Source organism: Ornithinimicrobium carbonis (assembly GCF_977012275.1).
On record NZ_OZ348993.1, the window covers coordinates 3,622,182 to 3,639,278 of the forward strand.

Consider the following 17,097-nt stretch of genomic DNA (forward strand, 5'->3'; position numbering starts at 1 on the left):
CGATCATAGGTGCGCACCCCCGCCCGGGGGCGACACCGTGAACCTCGACCTCAGGTTCAACCTTGGGCGGGCGGCGGCGCCGCCGGGATGCCCTGCACGGACGGTGCGTCCGGCACCCGCACGTCGATCGTCTGCGCGATCCCGCCCTGGGGGTCGATGCTGTCCTGCTCGACGAGGGCCTGCACGACCTGCCACTTCTTCTCGATGTCCGTTGGCTCGCCCCACAGGACCGTCACCTGGTCGATCGTCAGGCTCACGGCCCCGTTCCGGTCCATCTCCGGCGTGTCCAGCTCCCCCTCGAGCTCGGAGGGGTCGGGCCGGGTGCGCCACAGCTCGACCAGTCCGCGCACGGTCTCCTGGTCCAGGTCGGCCGGCTCCTCCGACACCGCCACGGCGGGCAGCTTGTTGGAGGCCTCCTCGACCTCCTCATAGACGACGCCGCCCTCGTCGGCCAGCCACGTGGTCTTCCCCCGCCGCAGCGCCAGCGCGGGCTCGCGCAGCTCCACGGTGTAGGTGATCGAGGAGGGGTAGTCGCGGTCCAGGCTCACCGACCGCACCCGCCGCTCCCCCTCGACCACCCGCTCGGCGAGGTTGTGCTCGGACACCCGCGCCAGCGGACGGCCCACGGGGATGTCGGCGTGGTGGACGACGCTGTCGGCCAGCTCGCCGTCGGCGCCCTCGACGCTGATCTCCTCGACGACGAACGCCGCCGAGTAGAAGAACAGGAACACCAGTCCGCCCGCGAACAGCGCCACGAGCATGCCCCACAGCAGCAGCGCCCGGCGCACCGCTCCCGGTCGGGGCGGACGCTCGAGCCGGTCGCCCTGCGTCCTCCGTCGTCCCGGCAGACGGTCGGCGACGGTGTCCGGCACCCACCTCACGTCCGGCTCACCCCGCCCCCGTCAGCGGCAGCCTCACCTGCGTCAACCCCGGCACCTACGCTCCCGACCCGGTCGCCCAGCAGCTCCAGCAGCAGCGGGCCCACCGTCGTCACGTCACCGGCGCCCACCGTCACTACCAGGTCACCGGTACGCACGATCTCGGCGAGCACCCCCGGCGTCGCCTCCAAGCTCCCGGCCGTCACCACCCGCTCCGGACCTCCGAGCGCCTCCACCCGGTCGGCGAGCAGCTGGGCCGTGACCTGCGGGTACTGCTCCTGCTTCTCCCTCGCCCCGTAGATCGGCACGAGCACGAGCACGTCGGCCCCGGCCAGCCCGGCGGCGAACCCGTCGGCGAAGTCCTGAGTCCGGGAGAACAGGTGCGGCTGGAACGCCACGACGACCCGCCGCCCGTCCGCCGCCGACCGCGCCGCGGCCACCACGGCGGCGACCTTCGGAGCGTTGTGCGCGTAGTCGTCCACGACCTCCACCCCGCCGGCGGCACCGACCCGCTCGAACCGTCGGTGCGCCCCCGGGAACGCCGCCAGCCCCGCCAGCACCCGTTCCGGGTCGGCGCCCAGGCCGACGGTCGCCGCGAGCAGCGCGGCGGTCGCGTTGTGCGCGTTGTGCTCCCCCGGCACCGGCACGACGACCTCGAGCTCCTGCCCCTCGCCGAACGGTCCGACCGTCGACCGCATCCACAGCGTGGCCCGCGCCGTCATCCCCCGCGAGGTCACGTCGCGCATCAGCACGTCGGGATCCGCCCCGGCACCCTCGTCGTCTCCCCCGGTCACGCCCGTGCCGGTCCCCCAGGTGAGCACCTGCAGGTCCGGACGGGTATGCCGTGCGTGTGCGGCCAGGCGCGCGGCGCCGGGGTCGTCGGCGTTGGTGACGAGGAGGCCGCCGGGCTGCACCGTGTCGACGAACTCGGCGTAGGCGCGCTCGACCTCCTCGACGGTCCCGTAGAAGTCGAGGTGGTCGGCCTGGACGTTGGTCACGACCGCCACCTGCGGCCGGTAGACGACGAAGGTGCCGTCGCTCTCGTCGGCCTCCACGACCACCGGCGCTCCGGGCGCCCCGGGCGCGGCGTTGGTGGGGATGGTGGTGGCGTCCGCCGGGGTGCCGTCCGGGGGAACGGTCACGGCCGCAGAGGCGGCGCCTGTCTGCGGTGACGCCACTGACAGCGGCGCCCCGATGACGTACCCCGGCTCCAGGCCGGCCGCCTGCAGGGCCACCGTCGTCATCGCGCTCGTCGTGGTCTTGCCGTTCGCCCCGGCCACCGCCACGGCCGGGCGGCCGTGCAGGAGCGCGGCGATGCCCTGGGCGCGGTGCAGCACCCGCAGGCCCAGCTCCCGGGCGGCGGCCAGCTCGGGGTTGTCCTCGGGGATGGCCGACGACACGACGACGGTGCTGACCCCCTCGAGGTGGGCGGCGTCGTGGCCGACGAACACCCGTGCGCCCTCGGCCTCCAGCGCCCGCAGCGTCGGCGAGTCGGTGCGGTCACTGCCGGACACCGGCACCCCCGCGGCCAGGAGCATCCGGGCGACCCCGGACATGCCGGACCCGCCGATCGCGACCAGGTGCACCCGGCCCAGCTCGGCCGCCGGCGGGACGTCCGCGGACAGGTCGAAGCGGAAGGTGGTGCGCCCGCTCACCGGACGCCCGCCGTGGCCAGGACCAGGTCGACGAGGGCGTCGTCGGCGTGCCGCTCGCCGTGCCCGGCCGCGGCGGCACCCATCGCAGCCAGCCGGTCGGGATCCGTCACCAGCGGCAGCACGGTCGAGCGGACCCGGTCGGGGTCCAGCTCGGCGTCGTCGACGAGGATCCCGCCGCCGGCCTCGACGACCTCGGCGGCGTTGAGCCGCTGCTCGCCGTTGCCGATCGGCAGGGGGACGTAGACCGCCGGCAGCCCCAGCGCGGCCAGCTCGCTGACCGTCCCGGCCCCGGACCGGCCCAGGGCCAGGTCGGCGACGGCGTAGGCCAGCTCCATCCGGTCGGTGTAGGGCAGCGCGACGTAGCGCGCCCCGGTCGTCGCGTCGGCCTCCGGCACCTCGACGTCCTTGCCCGCGCCCGTGAGGTGCAGCACCTGCACCCCGGCGGCGAGCAGGTCGGCCGCGGCCCCCGCGACCGCCTCGTTGATCCGCTGGGCTCCCAGCGACCCGCCGAAGACGAGCAGGGTCGGACGCCCCTCGTCCAGGCCGAAGTGCGCCAGCCCCTCCGCCCGGGCCGACCCCCGGTCCAGGTCGCGGATCTCGGCGCGCAGCGGCAGCCCGACCAGCCGGGCGTTCGGCAGGGCGGTCATGGCGAACGTGGTGGCCACCGCCGAGGTGAACCGGGCGCCGAGCCGGTTGGCCAGGCCCGCGCGGGCGTTCTGCTCGTGGATGACGATCGGCACGCCGGCGCGGCGGGCCGCCAGGTAGGCGGGCGTGGCCACGTAGCCGCCGAAGCCCACGACGACGTCGGCCTCCTTGTCGCGCAGCACCGCCAGCGCCGTGCCGACGGCCCGCTGCAGCGAGCTGGGGAAGCGCACCGCCGCCATGCCCGGCCGGCGCGGGAAGGGCACCTTGGGCACGGTGGTCAGCTCGTAGCCCCGCTCGGGCACGAGCCGGGCCTCCAGGCCCTCGGCGGTGCCGAGCACGCTGATCGTGGCGTCGGGCACCCGGCGGCGCAGCGCGTCCGCGGTGGCGAGCAGGGGGTTGACGTGGCCGGCGGACCCGCCGCCGGCGAGGACGACGGACAACGGGCTCATCGACGACCCTTCGGGCCGCGCCGGGCGGCCGTCGGGGCGCTGCGCGTGGTCGGCGGCGCCGGCCGGGGCGCCCGCGGCGTGCCGTGGGTGGAGACCCGCGGCGCGGTGCGCCCGGTCGACCGCGTTCCCGTCGAGGTGCGGCCCGCCCCGGCGGCCCCCCGCGAACCCGCACCGGCGCGCCCGCTGGTGACGGCGGCATACGTGCGGTCCAGGCTCGAGGAGCGCTGGGCCAGCGCCTCGCGCGCCCCCGGCAGGGAGCGGGCGAGCGAGAGCAGCAGGCCGATCCCCAGCAGCGCGGCGACCAGCGCCGACCCGCCGGAGGAGACCAGCGGCAGCGGCACGCCGATGATCGGCAGCATCCCGATGACCGACCCGATGTTGAGCAGCGCCTGGCCGAGCAGCCAGATCATCAGGCCCGCGGTCGCCAGCCGGGTGAACATGTCGTCGGCCTGCGAGACGATCCGGAAGCAGGCGTAGGCCAGCACGGCGAAGAGGACGAGCACGCCCATCGACCCGGGCAGGCCCAGCTCCTCGCCGATGATCGCCAGGATGAAGTCGTTGTGCGGCTCGGGCAGCAGGCCCCACTTCTCGCGGGACTCCCCCAGGCCCAGGCCCCACCAGCCGCCGTCGGCGAGGGCGTACTCCGCGTGCACCTTCTGGAAGCAGCCGTCGACCTGCGGGCTCTCGCAGACGTCGCCGAGCCAGACCTGGATGCGCTGCATGCGGTTGGCGCTGCCCGCGGCGAGGTAGGCCACGCCGACGCCGGCGACCGCGCCGACCCCGATGAACCACCGCGCCGGCAGCCCGGCGGCCCACAGCAGACCGACGAGGATCGCCAGCATGATCATGCCGGTGCCCAGGTCCTTGCCCTGCAGCACCAGCCCGACGAGCACGAGCCCGACGGGGAAAACGAGCGGCACCGTGGCCTGGAAGACCCGGTGGACGACCTTGCGCTTGGCCGCCAGCATGGCGGCGCCGAAGACGACGAGGGCGAGCTTGCCGAACTCCGAGGGCTGCACGCTGCGCCCGGCGATCTCGATCCAGTTGCGGTTGCCCTGAAACTCCACGCCCATGCTGGTGAACACCGCTGCCTGCATGCCCAGAGCGAGGATGATCGCCGGCCAGGCCATGCGCTTCCACAGCGACACCGGCATCCGCGCCCCGACGGCGGCCAGCACGATCCCGACCCCGGCGAAGGCGACCTGCTCGAGGAAGACGGTGTAGCTGTTGCCGCTCTCGACGTAGGAGCGCACGCTGCTCGCCGAGAGCACCATGACCAGGCCCAGCCCGGTCAGCAACCCCGCGGAGACGAGCACGAGGTAGTAGGGCGCCACGGGCGAGCGCAGCCAGGCGCCCACGGACTGCATCGTCCAGCCCTCGCGGGCACCACCGGGGTATGCCGTCGCGCCCCCGGGCGAGGTGCCCCCGCCCCGGGCGGAGGAGGACGCGGACGGGCCGCCGGCCGACCGGGGACGGGTCGTGGTCGTCATACCCCCTCCTGCCCGCCCAGGCCCAGGTGCCGGCGCACGGCGGCGGCGAAGACGTCGCCGCGGGAGCCGTAGCTGGGGAACATGTCCAGGGAGGCGGCGGCCGGCGAGAGCAGCACGACGTCGCCCGGGGAGGCCAGCGCCGCGCACCGGGCGACCACCCGGTCCATGAGCGCGTGCAGGCCGTCCATGTCCCCATGGTCGGCGACCCCGGCGTCGTGGACGGGGACATCCGGCGCGTGTCGGGCGAGCGCCTGCGCGACGAGGGCACGGTCGGCCCCGAGCAGCACGGCACCGCTGAGCCGGTCGGCGACCCGGCGCACCAGCTCGTCGACGTCGGCGCCCTTGAGCTGACCGCCGGCGACCCAGACGATGCGCTCGTGCGCGGCCAGGGCGGCCTGGGCGGCGTGCGGGTTGGTCGCCTTGGAGTCGTCGATCCAGGTGATGCCGTCGACGTCGGCGACGATCGTGGTGCGGTGGGCGTCGGTGCGGAAGGCGCGCAGGCCGTCGCGGACGGCGACCGGGGCGATGCCGGCGGCGCGGGCCAGCGCGGCGGCGGCCAGGGCGTCGGCGACCAGGTGCGGCGGGGCGGGGGTGGACCCGTCGCCGCCGGAGGCCTGGGCCAGGTCCGCGAGGGTGCCCAGCTCGGCGGCGGAGGTGGCACGCTCCTCGACGAAGGCCCGGTCGGCGAGCACGTCCTCGACGACGCCGACCATCGACAGACCGGGCACGCCGAGGGTGAAGCCGACGGCCCGGCAGCCCTCGACGACCTCGGCCTGCTCGACCATGGCCTCGGTGCGCGGGTCCTGCACGTTGTAGACGCAGGCGACCTGGGTGCGGTCGTAGATGCGGGCCTTGTCGGCGGCGTAGGCCTCCAGCCCCCCGTGCCAGTCGAGGTGGTCGGGGGCCAGGTTGAGCACCGTGGAGGCCAGCGGGCTCATCGTGTGCGTGAAGTGCAGCTGGAAGCTGGACAGCTCGACGGCGAGCACGTCGTAGGGCTCGGGGTGCTGCACGGCGTCCAGGACCGGCGTGCCGACGTTGCCGACGGCCGTCGCGCGCAGGCCGGCGGCCTGCAGGATCGAGGCGAGGAGCTGGACGGTCGTGGTCTTGCCGTTGGTGCCGGTGACGACCAGCCAGGGCGCCGCGCCGACGCGGGGGCGCAGGCGCCAGGCGAGCTCGACCTCGGACCAGACGGGGACCCCGCGGTCGGCGGCACCGGTCAGGACGGGGTGGTCGGGGCGCCAGCCGGGCGAGGTGACGACGAGGTCGACCTGCAGGTCGGTCGGCCACCCCGCCACCTGGTCCGGGCCCCGCCGCACGTCCGCACCGAGGATGCCGAGGATCCCGGCCTGGGTCTCCTGCTTCTCCCCCGGCGACCCGGCGTCGACGACCGTGACCTGGGCCCCGTGCTGGATCAGCGCGTCGGCGGCGGCGAAGCCGGTGACGCCGAGGCCGGTGACGAGCACGCGCAGGTCAGCCCAGGCTGCGTCGCGGTGGGTGAGCTCGGAGAGGGGGTCGCTCACAGGTTCGCCACCCACTCGCCGTAGAACAGCCCCAGCCCGATGGCCACGCAGATGCCGGCGATGATCCAGAACCGGATGACGATCGTCACCTCGGCCCAGCCGAGCAGCTCGAAGTGGTGCTGCAGCGGCGCCATCCGGAAGACCCGTTTCCCGGTCATCTTGAACGAGGCGACCTGGATGATGACCGAGAGGGTGATGATGACGAACAGCCCGCCGAGGACGGCCAGCAGCAGCTCGGTGTGCGTGGTGATCGCCAGCCCGGCGAGCCCGCCGCCCAGGGCCAGCGAGCCGGTGTCGCCCATGAAGATCTTGGCCGGGGAGGCGTTCCACCACAGGAAGCCGAAGCTCGCCCCGGCCACCGAGGCCGCCACGACCGCCACGTCGAGCGCGTCGGAGACGTCGTAGCAGTTGGGGCCGGGGGCCAGCTGGCAGTTCTGGTTGTACTGCCAGATCCCCATGATCGAGTAGGCCCCGAAGACCATGACCGAGGCGCCGGTCGCCAGGCCGTCGAGCCCGTCGGTGAGGTTGACCCCGTTGGACGCGCCGGCGATGAGGATGTTGGCCCAGACGATGAACAGGATCGTGCCCATGACCGGACCGGCCACGGCCAGGTCGAAGGAGGTGTCGCGCACGAACGAGATCGCCGTCGAGGCCGGGCTGCGGGTGGAGTCCCCGGGCTTCTGCAGGGCCAGGATCGCGAAGATCACCGCCACGAGCGTCTGCCCGGCGAGCTTCTCCAGCGAGGTCAGCCCCAGGCTGCGCTGCTTGGCGATCTTGGTGTAGTCGTCCAGGAAGCCGATGAAGCCCAGCCCGGTGATGAGGAAGAGCACGAGCAGCGCGCTGATCGTGAACCGGCTGTGGGTGACCTCCACGACGCCGGACAGGTCGAGCAGGATGAGCAGCAGGTGGGAGATCCCGTAGCCGAACACCGTCGCGCCGATGATCACCGCGCCACCCATCGTCGGCGTGCCACGCTTGGTGTGGTGGCTGGTCGGGCCGTCGTCGCGGATGAACTGGCCGTAGCCGCGCCGCACGAGGAAGCGGATGAACAGCGGGGTCCCGAAGAGCGCGAGGAACATCGCGACCGCCCCGGCCAGCAGCACGTTGACCATCAGGCGTTCTCCTCGCGGGCGGAGGCGGCGTGGCCACCCACCGCGGCGAGCTCGTCCCCGAGCAGGCGCAGCCCCGAGTCGCGGCTGGACTTCAGCAGCACCACGTCCCCGGGTCCCAGCAGCTGCCCGAGCAGCAGCGCCGCGACGTGCCGGTCCTCGACGTGGGTGGTGGCGGCTCCGCCGCCGGAGGTGTATGCCGCGCCCGCGGGCCGCGCGAGGTCGCCCACCGTGACCAGGTGGTCGGTGCCGAGCTCGGCGGCCAGGGCTCCCACCCGGGCGTGCTCCGCGTCGCTGTCCGGCCCGAGCTCGAGCATCCCGCCCACGACGGCGACGGTCCGGCCCTCCGGGCGGCGCATCGACGCCAGGGTCCGCAGGGCGGCGCGCATCGACTCCGGGTTGGCGTTGTAGGCGTCGTTGACGACGGTGACCCCGTCGGGGCGCCGGGTCACCTCCATGCGGCCGCGCGACCGGGGCTGCGCCGCCCCGAGCGCGTCGGCGACGTCGGCCCACGGCATACCCCACTCGGCCGCGACGGCCGCGACGGCGAGGGCGTTGCCGACCTGGTGCTCCCCCACGACCTGCAGGCTCACGGGCAGCCCCTCGGGGCCGGTGGCCTCAGGACCGCCCTCGACCGGGCGGGCGTGCAGCCGGAAGGAGGCCCGCCCCTGCCGGTCCAGCGCGACGTCGGTCGCGCGGACGTCGGCGTCCGGGGACAGCCCGACGAGCACCGTCCGCGCCCCGGCCGCGTCGGCGTGCCGGCGCATCTCCGACACGACCGTGTCGTCGGCGTTGAGCACGGCCAGACCGCCCGGCGACAGCCCCTGGACCAGCTCGGACTTGGCCTCGCCGATCGCCTCGCGGGAGCCGAACTCGCCGAGGTGGGCGCTGCCGACGTTGAGCACGACCGCGACCTGGGGCGGGGCGACCGCGGTGAGGTGGGCGATGTGCCCCCGGCCGGAGGCTCCCATCTCCGCGACGAGGAAGTCGGTCTCCTCGGTGAGCCGGCACACGGTCAGCGGCACCCCGACCTCGGAGTTGTAGGACGCCTCCGGGGCCAGGGTCCGACCCAGGCGCTGCAGGACCTGGGCCATGAGGTCCTTGGTGGAGGTCTTGCCCGAGGAGCCGGTGATCCCGACGGTGCGCAGGCCGCCCGCGGCGGTGCACCGGTCCACGACCTCGCGGCCCAGCGCGGCGAACGCGCGGGTCACGGCGTCGTAGGGCGGCCGGTCGGGCCGCTCGGACAGCCGGGCGGGGTCCTCCTCGACGACGACGCACGGCAGCGCGTCCACCGGGCGGTTGGTCAGCGCGGCGGCGGCACCCTGCCGGGCGGCCGCCTCGACATAGTCGTGCCCGTCGGCGCTCTCGCCCCGCCGGGCGACGTACAGGCCTCCCGGTCCGGCCTCCCGGGAGTCGGTGACGACGGCGCCGGTGATGGTCACCAGCGCCGTCTCGTCGGTGGAGGGGACGATCCGCCCACCGGTCACCCGCGCCACGTCGTGGAGCGTCAGGGGGATCACTCAGTCGGTCCCTTCGTCTCGGATCGCGATCTGACCCAGTGTCGCACCGGAACCGTCGGGGGCGGGCTCTCCCGGGGAGAACTCCAGGGGCACGGTGGGCGGGGGCGTGGTCGCGGGCTCGACCCCCTCCTTGACGAGGGCGTAGCGCATGATCTTGCTGAACACCGGACCGGCGATGACGCCGCCGAAGGTGTGGATCCGGGTCGGCCGCTGGACCGCGACGGCGACGACGAACCGCGGGTCGTCGGCCGGGGCGAAGCCCATGAACGAGCTGGTCACGCCCTCGTACCGACCCTTCTCCGGGTCGTAGCGGTCGGCGGTGCTCGTCTTGCCGGCGACGTGGTAGCCCTCGATCGCGGCGGCCGGGGCGGTCCCCCCGGTGCTGGCGACCTGCTGCATGATCGTCGTCAGCGTCTCGGCGGTCTCCTCGCTGACCACCCGCTCACCCTCGGGCACCGTCGTCTCGCTGTAGCGGCCCTCGGCGTCCGTCGTGCCGGCCACGATCGAGGGGGGCACGCGCACCCCGTCGTTGGCGATCGTCTGGAAGACGTTGACCTGCTGCAGCAGGGTGGAGGAGACGCCCTGGCCGAACATCATGGTGTAGCGGCTGGTCGCGCTCCAGGTGCCCGGCTCGGGCAGCAGGCCGACCGACTCGCCGGGCAGCCCGAGGCCCTGGGTGGTGCCCACGCCGAACCGGCGCATCCAGTCGTAGAGCTCCTGGTCCTCCAGGTCCTCGCCGTAGAGGATCGTGCCCATGTTGGAGGAGCGGGCCAGCACGCCGGCGAAGGTCAGGTGCCGCAGCGGGTGCTCCTCGGCGTCCTTGAACGAGGTGCCGCCGCGCTGCAGCCGCACGGGCACCTCGATCGGGGTCTCCATCTCGACCAGGCCCTTCTCCAGGGCCGCGGCGGCGGTGATGACCTTGGCGGTCGAGCCCGGCTCGTAGACGTCCTCGACCGCGGCGTTGCGCATCTCCTCCGACTCCTGGGTGTCGTCGGCCGGGTCGAAGGTGGGGTAGCTGGCCAGGGCCAGCACGCGGGAGGTGCGCGCGTCCAGGATCACGGCATACCCCGACAGGGCCCCGGCCTCCTCGACCCGCTCGCGCACGGCGTCGTAGGCGTACCACTGCAGGTCAGCGTCCAGGGTCAGCCGCACGTCCTGGCCGGGCCGGGCCTCCTCCTCGCGGTAGAGGCCGGTGGTGATCCGCTCCCCCTCGCGGCCGACCTCGAAGACCGCCTCGCCGGGCGTGCCGGTGAGCTTCTCGTCGTGGACGAGCTCCAGGCCGCCGGCGGGCATCTCCCCGGCCCCGATCCAGCCGACGAGCGGCGCGGCCGCCTCGCCGAGGGGGTAGTCGCGGCGCATGACGTTCTCGGCCGACAGCCCGCGGACGCTGCGCGAGCGCAGCTCCTGCCAGGTCGCGGGCGACTCGTCGGGGGCGACGACGGCGTACTGCTCGCCCAGCGGCTCCTCTAGCCGGCGCAGCACGTCGGCCTCCTTCTCCCCCGTCACCTCGGCGACGACCTGGGCGACCGCCGCGAACCCCTCGGCGAGAACCTCCCCCTCGTCGTCGCGCAGCACGTAGTCCTCGGCCAGGGTCGGGTCGGCGATGATCTTGCGGCGCTCGACGCTCACGGCGAGCTGGGCACCGTCGACGTCGGTGATCGATCCGCGCGGGGCGGGGATGGCGGTGACGCTCAGGCGCCCGTCCAGCGCCGCGGCCGAGACGCTCGCGGCGTCCAGGCCCTGCAGGCGCACGAGCTGGGCCGCGAAGAGGCTGAGCACGAGCAGGACCGCCAGGAGCAGGATCCGCGTGCGGGTGCGCGGATGGCCCACCCCGGGGTGCACGGCCCCGAGGGACCGGCTCCCGCCGCGTGCTGCTGCCACTGGATCACCTCGGGAGTCGGTCGGGAGGTCGGTCGGTCAGTCGGAGGCGGCCGTCCCGGCCGGGTCCGCCACGCCCGTCGCGGGCAGGTCAACCGTAATCGTGCGACCGCCGTCGCTCATGGAGGCCACGCCGGTGATGGACCCGTCGGACAGCCGCAGCGTCGCGGTCGAGGGGGCCGGCACCATGCCCAGCCGGCGCGCGCTCTCGGCCAGCGTCTCGGGCGACTCGAGCCGGTCGAGCTCGGCCTGCAGCGTCACCTTCTGGTCGTGCAGCGCGGTCTGCTCGGCGGCCAGCCGACCGAGCACGTAGGAGCCCTCCGCCCGGTGGGTGTTGAGGACCAGGACCACGCTCACCGCGGCCATGATGACGAACAGGCACAGGAGCCGGTATGCGGTGTGCCCGCTCGCGGGGGCGGCGTCCACCACCCGGGTGCGCGAGGTGCGCACGCCGGGCAGGGCGATCGCCGCGGTGGCGCCGCCGGAGCGGCCGCGCGGGGCGGTCACCCGGTCCAGGCCCGGCAGGCGTCCGGGGAAGGCGGGGGCTGCGGCGCGGCCGAGCCGGGCGCCGACGGTCATCTGGGTCATCGCTGCACCTCGGGGTTGTCGCGGGGGTCGCTGCTCGTCGTCGGGGGCTGGTCGGGCGTGGGACGGATCCGCTCGGCGGCGCGCAGGCGCACCGAGGCGGAGCGGGGGTTGCGGGCGGTCTCGACCTCGTCGGCCTGCTCGGCGCCGCGGACGAGGAGCCGGAGCCAGGGCGCGTGCTCGGGCAGCTCGACGGGGAAGCCCGGCGGGGCGGTGCTCGTGGCCCCCGCCGCCAGGCCGCGCTTGGTGATCCGGTCCTCGAGCGAGTGGTAGGACAGCACGACGATCCGGCCGCCGACCGCCAGCGAGGACAGCGCCGCGGTCAGCGCCTGGCTCCAGACGGACAGCTCGGCGTTGACCTCGATCCGCAGCGCCTGGAAGGTGCGCTTGGCCGGATGGCCCCCGGAGCGCTGGGAGGCCGCCGGGACCACGTCGTGGAGCAGCTCCACGAGCGGGCCGGAGGTGGTGAACGGCTCGGTCTCGCGCCGCCGCACGACCGCGCGGGCGATCTGCCGGGCGAACTTCTCCTCGCCGAAGGTCCGCAGCACGTGCGCGAGGTCGCGCGCGTCGTAGGTGTTGAGCACGTCGGCCGCCGTCGGCCCCGTCGACTGGTCCATCCGCATGTCCAGCGGCGCGTCGGTGCGGTAGGCGAAGCCCCGGTCGACCTCGTCCAGCTGCAGAGAGGAGACGCCTAGGTCGAAGAGGACGGCGTCGACGCGGCCGCGGGGCGGGGTCAGCGAGGCGAGCACGCCCGGGAGGTCGTCGCTGACGGCGTGGACGGGGACGAAGCGGTCGCCGAAGGCGGCCAGCCGGGTGCTCGCCAGGGCCAGCGCCTGCGGGTCGCGGTCGATGCCGACGGCGGTCGCGCGCGGGCAGGCCCGCAGGACCGCCTCGGTGTGCCCGCCCATGCCCAGGGTGCCGTCCACGAAGAGCGCCCCCTCGTGCTGGAGCGCGGGGGCCAGCAGCTCGACGCAGCGGTCGAGCATGACGGGGACGTGCCGGTCCTCGGTGGGGACGGCCTCGGCGGGGACGTCTCCGGTGGGGGCGTCTCCGGTGGGGGCGCCCGCCCCGGGGGTGCGCGCGCCCGAAGCGGCTGCGTCGGGGGCCTCGTCGTTGGTGTGCGTCATGGGGGTCGGCCCGGCGTCCAGGTGGAGCCCGGGGCCCCCGTTTCCTGCGTCCTGGTCCCCCACCGTCCTCCCGGGTGCCCTCCCGGCACCGGGGAAGGGGTGTCGGGTGCGGCGGTCGGGTCCGGCACGGGGGAAGTCGTGCCGGCGTCCGGTTCCCGGGGCTCCGGCGCCGGGGAAGTGGCGTCGGAACGGGCGGACGGGGAGAGACCAGGATCCAGGCGGCGGGAGCCACCGGGTCACATGAGTCCGGGCACCACCTCCTCCGACTGCTGGGCGAAGGCGTCCTCGGTGCTGGCCAGGTAGGTCTCCCAGGCGGTGCTGTCCCAGACCTCGACGCGGTTGCCGGCGCCGATGACGGTGCAGTCGGCGCTCAGGCCGGCGTACTCCCGCAGGATCGGCGGGATGGTGACCCGGCCCTGCTTGTCGGGCACCTCGTCGGAGGCGCCGGAGAGGAAGACGCGCTGGTAGTCGCGGACGGCCCGCGAGGAGGTCGGGGTGCTCTGCCACTGCAGCGCGATCCGCTCGAACTCCTCCTGGGCGTAGACGACGAGGCAGCGGTCCTGCCCGCGGGTGATGACCAGCCCGTCCTCAAGCTTCTTGCGGAACTTCGCCGGAAGGATGAGCCGGCCCTTGTCGTCGAGCTTGGGCGTGTAGGTCCCGAGGAAGAGCACTCGGACCACCCCCTTCTCGCTCGACGGGCCGTACCTGCTCCAGTGCGCCCCACCATACTCCACTTTGCTCCCCCCACAAGGGGATACCGCGCCCTTTTCACCCCAGTATGCCGTTTCTGCCCAGGTCAGGGCACATGGGGGCGGGTGGAGGGAGATCTGCTGCCGGCGCGCGGCCAGGCGGGGCCCGCAGCAACCGGCGGCGGACGTCGTCCCAGGTGGGACGGGGTCGCCGTCGGCGGGGGGACCCCTCCGTGCCCCCGGGTGGGGTGAAGTGGGGGACGGGGGTGGGGCGGAGTGGGGGACGGAGGTGGGGCGGAGCGGTGGACGGGGGTGGCGGAGCGGGGGACGGGGGTGTGGCGGAGCGGGGGACGGTGGTGGCGAGCGGCTCGTCCGGAAGGATGAACTCGGTCGAAAACCTCTGTACGGCAACGACGGCGCAGCCCTACGATGAGAGAGTTCTCATCGAACCTGTCGGACCTAGGGGGTCACGATGGCAGGACGGACGACGCGGGTGCGTCTTTTCGGGCCGACGAGCGTGGTCGGTGCCGGGTCGCCGGAGCGCGCCGTCCACCTCGTCGGCAAGCACGGGCGCATCCTGGCCCTGCTGGCCCTCGAGCTGGGCCACCCCGTGCCCAAGGACCGGCTGGCCGAGCTCGTGTGGGACGGGCGCCCGCCGCCGTCCTACCGCCAGGCCCTGGACAGCGACGTGTGCGTCCTGCGCCGCAAGGCCGAGCTGGGCCCTGGCCGGACCTCGGCCCTGGCCACCACCCCCTCCGGGTACGTCCTGGACGCCGACCGGGTGGGCGTCGACCTGACCGAGGCCCGGGCGCACGTCGGACGGGCCTGCCGGGAGCGGGCCGCGCTCGCGCTCGCCGACGCCGACGCAGCCCTGGCCCTGTCCGACCGCGGCCGGCTCCTCGAGGACGAGCCCTACGCAGCCTGGGCCGAGCAGGCCCGGGTCGGGTGGTCCGTGTGCGCCACCCGGCTGCACGTGTGCGCCTCCCGTGCGGCCCTGGCGGTCGGCGACCCCGACCGCGGAGTCCGGCACGCCACGGAGGCCGTGACGCACGACCCCGTCTCGGAGACCGCCGTCGCCCAGCTGATGCGCGCCCTGTGGTGGGACGGGCGGCGGGCCGAGGCGGTGCACGCCTACAGCTGCCTGCGCCGGCGGATGCTCGACGACCTGGGCGAGGAGCCCGGCCCGGCCACCGAGCAGCTGTTCCTCACCATCCTGCGCGACGAGGGGGGCCCCCGGGCGGCCGCCGACCCGACCACGCAGATTCAGCTGGCCCTGCGGCTGCTGCGCGAGACCCTGGACCGCACCCCGGGGACGAGGCCCCCCGAGCTGGACGCCGAGCTCTCCCTCGCGGCCGCCGCGGCGCTCACCGGTGAGCGACGTCCAGGCCCGGCCCCGGTCCGATGACCGGGACGGCCAGGGCGGTCCGATGACCACGCCCGCGGCCGTCCGGACGGTGCTGGTCGTCGACGACCACCGGATCTTCGCCCAGATGCTGGCCGCCTCGCTGGACGCCGAGCCCGACCTGCGGACGGTCGCCACCGCGCACGAGGCGCGCACCGCGCTGGAGCTGGCCGCGCTACACCGGCCCGACCTGGTCGTCACCGACGCCCGGCTGGCCGACGGCGACGGCGTCGCCCTGGCCCGTCGGCTGGTGGACGAGCTGTCCGCCGCCGTCGTCGTGGTCCTCACCGCGTTCGCCGACGCCGGACTGGTGGAGCGCGCGGCCCGGGCGGGCGCCAGCGCGGTGCTCGCCAAGGACGGCGACCTCCCGGGGCTGCTCGCGGTGCTGCGGTCGGCCCGTCGGGGGGCCTTCGAGGTGGGCCCCGGGCTGGACGCCCCGGCGCCCAGCGTGGAGGACCGGCTCGCCGCGCTGGGTCTCACCCCGGAGGACGGTGCCCTCCTGCGCCTGCTCGCCGCCGGGATGGACACCGAGGGGCTCGCCCGCGAGCTCGACGTGTCCCCGCAGCGGGCCCGCGCCCACGTGGACCGCATCGCCGACGTCCTCGGCGTGCGGGGCGCCGCCGACGTGGTGGCCGAGGCGGTCGGGCAGGGCCTGGTGAGGATCGGCCGTGGCTGACCGGGACCTCGAGCGCGCGGGCGGTCGTGCCCTGAGCAGGACCAGCGTCGTGCGGGCCGCCATGGTCCGGTTCACCGCACTGAGCCTCTCCGGGCTGCTCGTGCTCACGCTGCTGTCCGTCCCGGTCGCGAGCTGGATCGCCCGGTCGTCGGCGCAGCGGGAGGCCGAGGAGCGCACCCTGGCGTTCGCCCGCTTCGTGGCCGCTCCCCTGGTCGACGCCGACGTGGGGGCCGCCCCGGTCGACAGCTCCCTGGCCGCGGCGATGGACCAGCGGCTGCGCGACGAGTCGATCGTGCACGCCGTCCTGTGGGGCGGGGACGGGCGGGTGCTGTGGGCCGACGACCCCTCCGCCGTCGGCACGGTCGAACCGCTCGACCCCGACCTGGTCGACCTGCTCGGCACGACCGGGGCCGTGTCCCACTACGTGTCCTCGATCCACGCGGGTGGCAGCAGCGGGGGCGAGGAGCAGGTGCTGGAGGTCTACGCCTCGGCGGCCGGCACTGACGGGACACCCTTCCTGCTGGAGTGGTACTGGCCCACCTCGCAGCTGGCCGGCACCCGCACGCACGTCCTGCAGCGGTTGCTTCCGCTGACCGTCGGGTCGCTCCTGCTCTTCCAGCTGCTCGTCCTGCCGCTCACCCTCTCGACCGCGCGCCGCGTGGACGCCGAGCGGGCCCGGTTGTCCCGGCACGCGCTGGCCGTCCAGCAGCTGGAGCGCCGGCGGATCGGGCAGGACCTGCACGACGGCGTGGTCCAGGACCTCTCCGGGCTGGGCTACCTCATCCCCACCGTGCGCGGCCAGCTGCCGCCCGGTTCCGCCGTGCGACCCCTCCTGGACCAGGCGGCCGACGCGGTGACCCGTGACGTGGCCGACCTGCGCGCCATGATCGCCGACGCCCGGATGCCGGCCCTGGAAGGGGGACGCCTGTCCGCGGCCCTGGAGTCCCTCGCCGCCCGGGGCCGCACCCACGGACTGGCCGTGGACCTGGCGCTGAGCGAGAGCGTGGACGACCTGCAGGACCCGGCCCGGTCCCTCGTCTACCGGGTCGTCCGGGAGGGGCTGCGCAACGCCGTACGCCACTCCGGGGCCGAGCGGGTGACGGTCACCGTGACGATCGACCGCGCCCAGGTGCGGGTGTCGGTGGTCGACGACGGGGCGGGCCCGCCCACCGACGTGGTGGACGTCCCGGAGTTCCTCACCGACGCGGTGCCCCGCACCGCCCGCGGGGAGGAAGGGGACGGTGAGGAGGGTGGCCAGACCCTCGGGGAGCACGTCGGCCTCTCGCTGCTGCGCCAGACCGCGAAGGAGCACGGCGGCGGCCTGATCCTGCGGCGCCACCCCTCGGGCGGGGCCCAGCTCCTCGTCACCATGGACCCGGGGCCGGTCCGCCGGCGTTGGCACAGGGTGGGCGGCCGCTCGGACGCCCGGCCCGTCGACGGCCCAAGGTCGACGCAAGGTCGGTCCGGCTAACCT

At 74.9% G+C, this 17,097-nt stretch carries 14 protein-coding genes; 3 read left to right on the top strand and 11 right to left on the bottom strand.

Going from position 1 to position 17,097, the window contains the following annotated elements:
- Positions 1-56 precede the first annotated feature (56 nt).
- The 11 genes from ACWHYA_RS16615 to mraZ form a co-directional block, all read right to left on the bottom strand.
- The gene (locus ACWHYA_RS16615) at positions 57-881 is read right to left on the bottom strand and encodes a cell division protein FtsQ/DivIB (protein WP_448095616.1); all 825 of its coding nucleotides are present in this window, start codon (positions 879-881) and stop codon (positions 57-59) included.
- On the bottom strand, positions 878-2,533 hold the full coding sequence (locus tag ACWHYA_RS16620) for a UDP-N-acetylmuramate--L-alanine ligase (RefSeq protein WP_425940413.1): 1,656 nt from the start codon (positions 2,531-2,533) through the stop codon (positions 878-880). Before ACWHYA_RS16620 ends, ACWHYA_RS16615 begins: the two co-directional genes overlap by 4 nt.
- Positions 2,530-3,627 carry an undecaprenyldiphospho-muramoylpentapeptide beta-N-acetylglucosaminyltransferase gene (murG, locus tag ACWHYA_RS16625; protein WP_425940411.1) on the bottom strand — a complete coding sequence of 366 codons (1,098 nt, stop codon included), beginning with the start codon at positions 3,625-3,627 and terminating at the stop codon, positions 2,530-2,532. The genes ACWHYA_RS16620 and murG overlap by 4 nt, the downstream gene beginning before the upstream one ends.
- Entirely contained in the window at positions 3,624-5,117 is a 1,494-nt protein-coding gene (gene ftsW, locus ACWHYA_RS16630; RefSeq protein WP_425940409.1) for a putative lipid II flippase FtsW, read from the bottom strand. Before ftsW ends, murG begins: the two co-directional genes overlap by 4 nt.
- Positions 5,114-6,637 (bottom strand): UDP-N-acetylmuramoyl-L-alanine--D-glutamate ligase, encoded by a 1,524-nt coding sequence (gene murD / locus ACWHYA_RS16635; protein WP_425940407.1) that lies wholly within the window; start codon positions 6,635-6,637, stop codon positions 5,114-5,116. The genes ftsW and murD overlap by 4 nt, the downstream gene beginning before the upstream one ends.
- The gene (gene mraY, locus ACWHYA_RS16640; protein WP_425940405.1) at positions 6,634-7,749 is read right to left on the bottom strand and encodes a phospho-N-acetylmuramoyl-pentapeptide-transferase; all 1,116 of its coding nucleotides are present in this window, start codon (positions 7,747-7,749) and stop codon (positions 6,634-6,636) included. Before mraY ends, murD begins: the two co-directional genes overlap by 4 nt.
- Positions 7,749-9,266, bottom strand: coding sequence for a UDP-N-acetylmuramoyl-tripeptide--D-alanyl-D-alanine ligase (locus tag ACWHYA_RS16645; RefSeq protein ID WP_425940403.1), 1,518 nt, complete (start codon positions 9,264-9,266; stop codon positions 7,749-7,751). Before ACWHYA_RS16645 ends, mraY begins: the two co-directional genes overlap by 1 nt.
- Positions 9,267-11,147, bottom strand: a complete 1,881-nt coding sequence (locus tag ACWHYA_RS16650; protein ID WP_425940401.1) for a peptidoglycan D,D-transpeptidase FtsI family protein — start codon at positions 11,145-11,147, stop codon at positions 9,267-9,269.
- 36 nt (positions 11,148-11,183) lie between these two features.
- Entirely contained in the window at positions 11,184-11,732 is a 549-nt protein-coding gene (locus ACWHYA_RS16655; protein ID WP_425940399.1) for a hypothetical protein, read from the bottom strand.
- The gene (rsmH, locus tag ACWHYA_RS16660) at positions 11,729-12,856 is read right to left on the bottom strand and encodes a 16S rRNA (cytosine(1402)-N(4))-methyltransferase RsmH (protein WP_425940397.1); all 1,128 of its coding nucleotides are present in this window, start codon (positions 12,854-12,856) and stop codon (positions 11,729-11,731) included. Before rsmH ends, ACWHYA_RS16655 begins: the two co-directional genes overlap by 4 nt.
- A 236-nt stretch (positions 12,857-13,092) precedes the next feature.
- Positions 13,093-13,527, bottom strand: coding sequence for a division/cell wall cluster transcriptional repressor MraZ (gene mraZ, locus ACWHYA_RS16665; protein ID WP_425941015.1), 435 nt, complete (start codon positions 13,525-13,527; stop codon positions 13,093-13,095).
- 490 nt (positions 13,528-14,017) lie between these two features.
- On the opposite strand from mraZ, the gene ACWHYA_RS16670 reads away from it, so the two are divergent.
- Genes ACWHYA_RS16670 through ACWHYA_RS16680 form a run of 3 tightly spaced genes read left to right on the top strand, consistent with a single transcriptional unit; the run spans position 14,018 to position 17,094 of the window.
- The gene (locus tag ACWHYA_RS16670) at positions 14,018-14,950 is read left to right on the top strand and encodes an AfsR/SARP family transcriptional regulator (RefSeq protein ID WP_425940395.1); all 933 of its coding nucleotides are present in this window, start codon (positions 14,018-14,020) and stop codon (positions 14,948-14,950) included.
- Between the two features lie 22 nt (positions 14,951-14,972).
- Complete coding sequence (locus ACWHYA_RS16675; protein WP_425940393.1) at positions 14,973-15,623, top strand: response regulator; 651 nt, start codon at positions 14,973-14,975, stop codon at positions 15,621-15,623.
- Positions 15,616-17,094: a sensor histidine kinase gene (locus ACWHYA_RS16680; RefSeq protein ID WP_425940391.1), complete on the top strand. Its 1,479-nt coding sequence runs from the start codon at positions 15,616-15,618 to the stop codon at positions 17,092-17,094. The genes ACWHYA_RS16675 and ACWHYA_RS16680 overlap by 8 nt, the downstream gene beginning before the upstream one ends.
- The last annotated feature ends 3 nt before the right edge of the window (positions 17,095-17,097 follow it).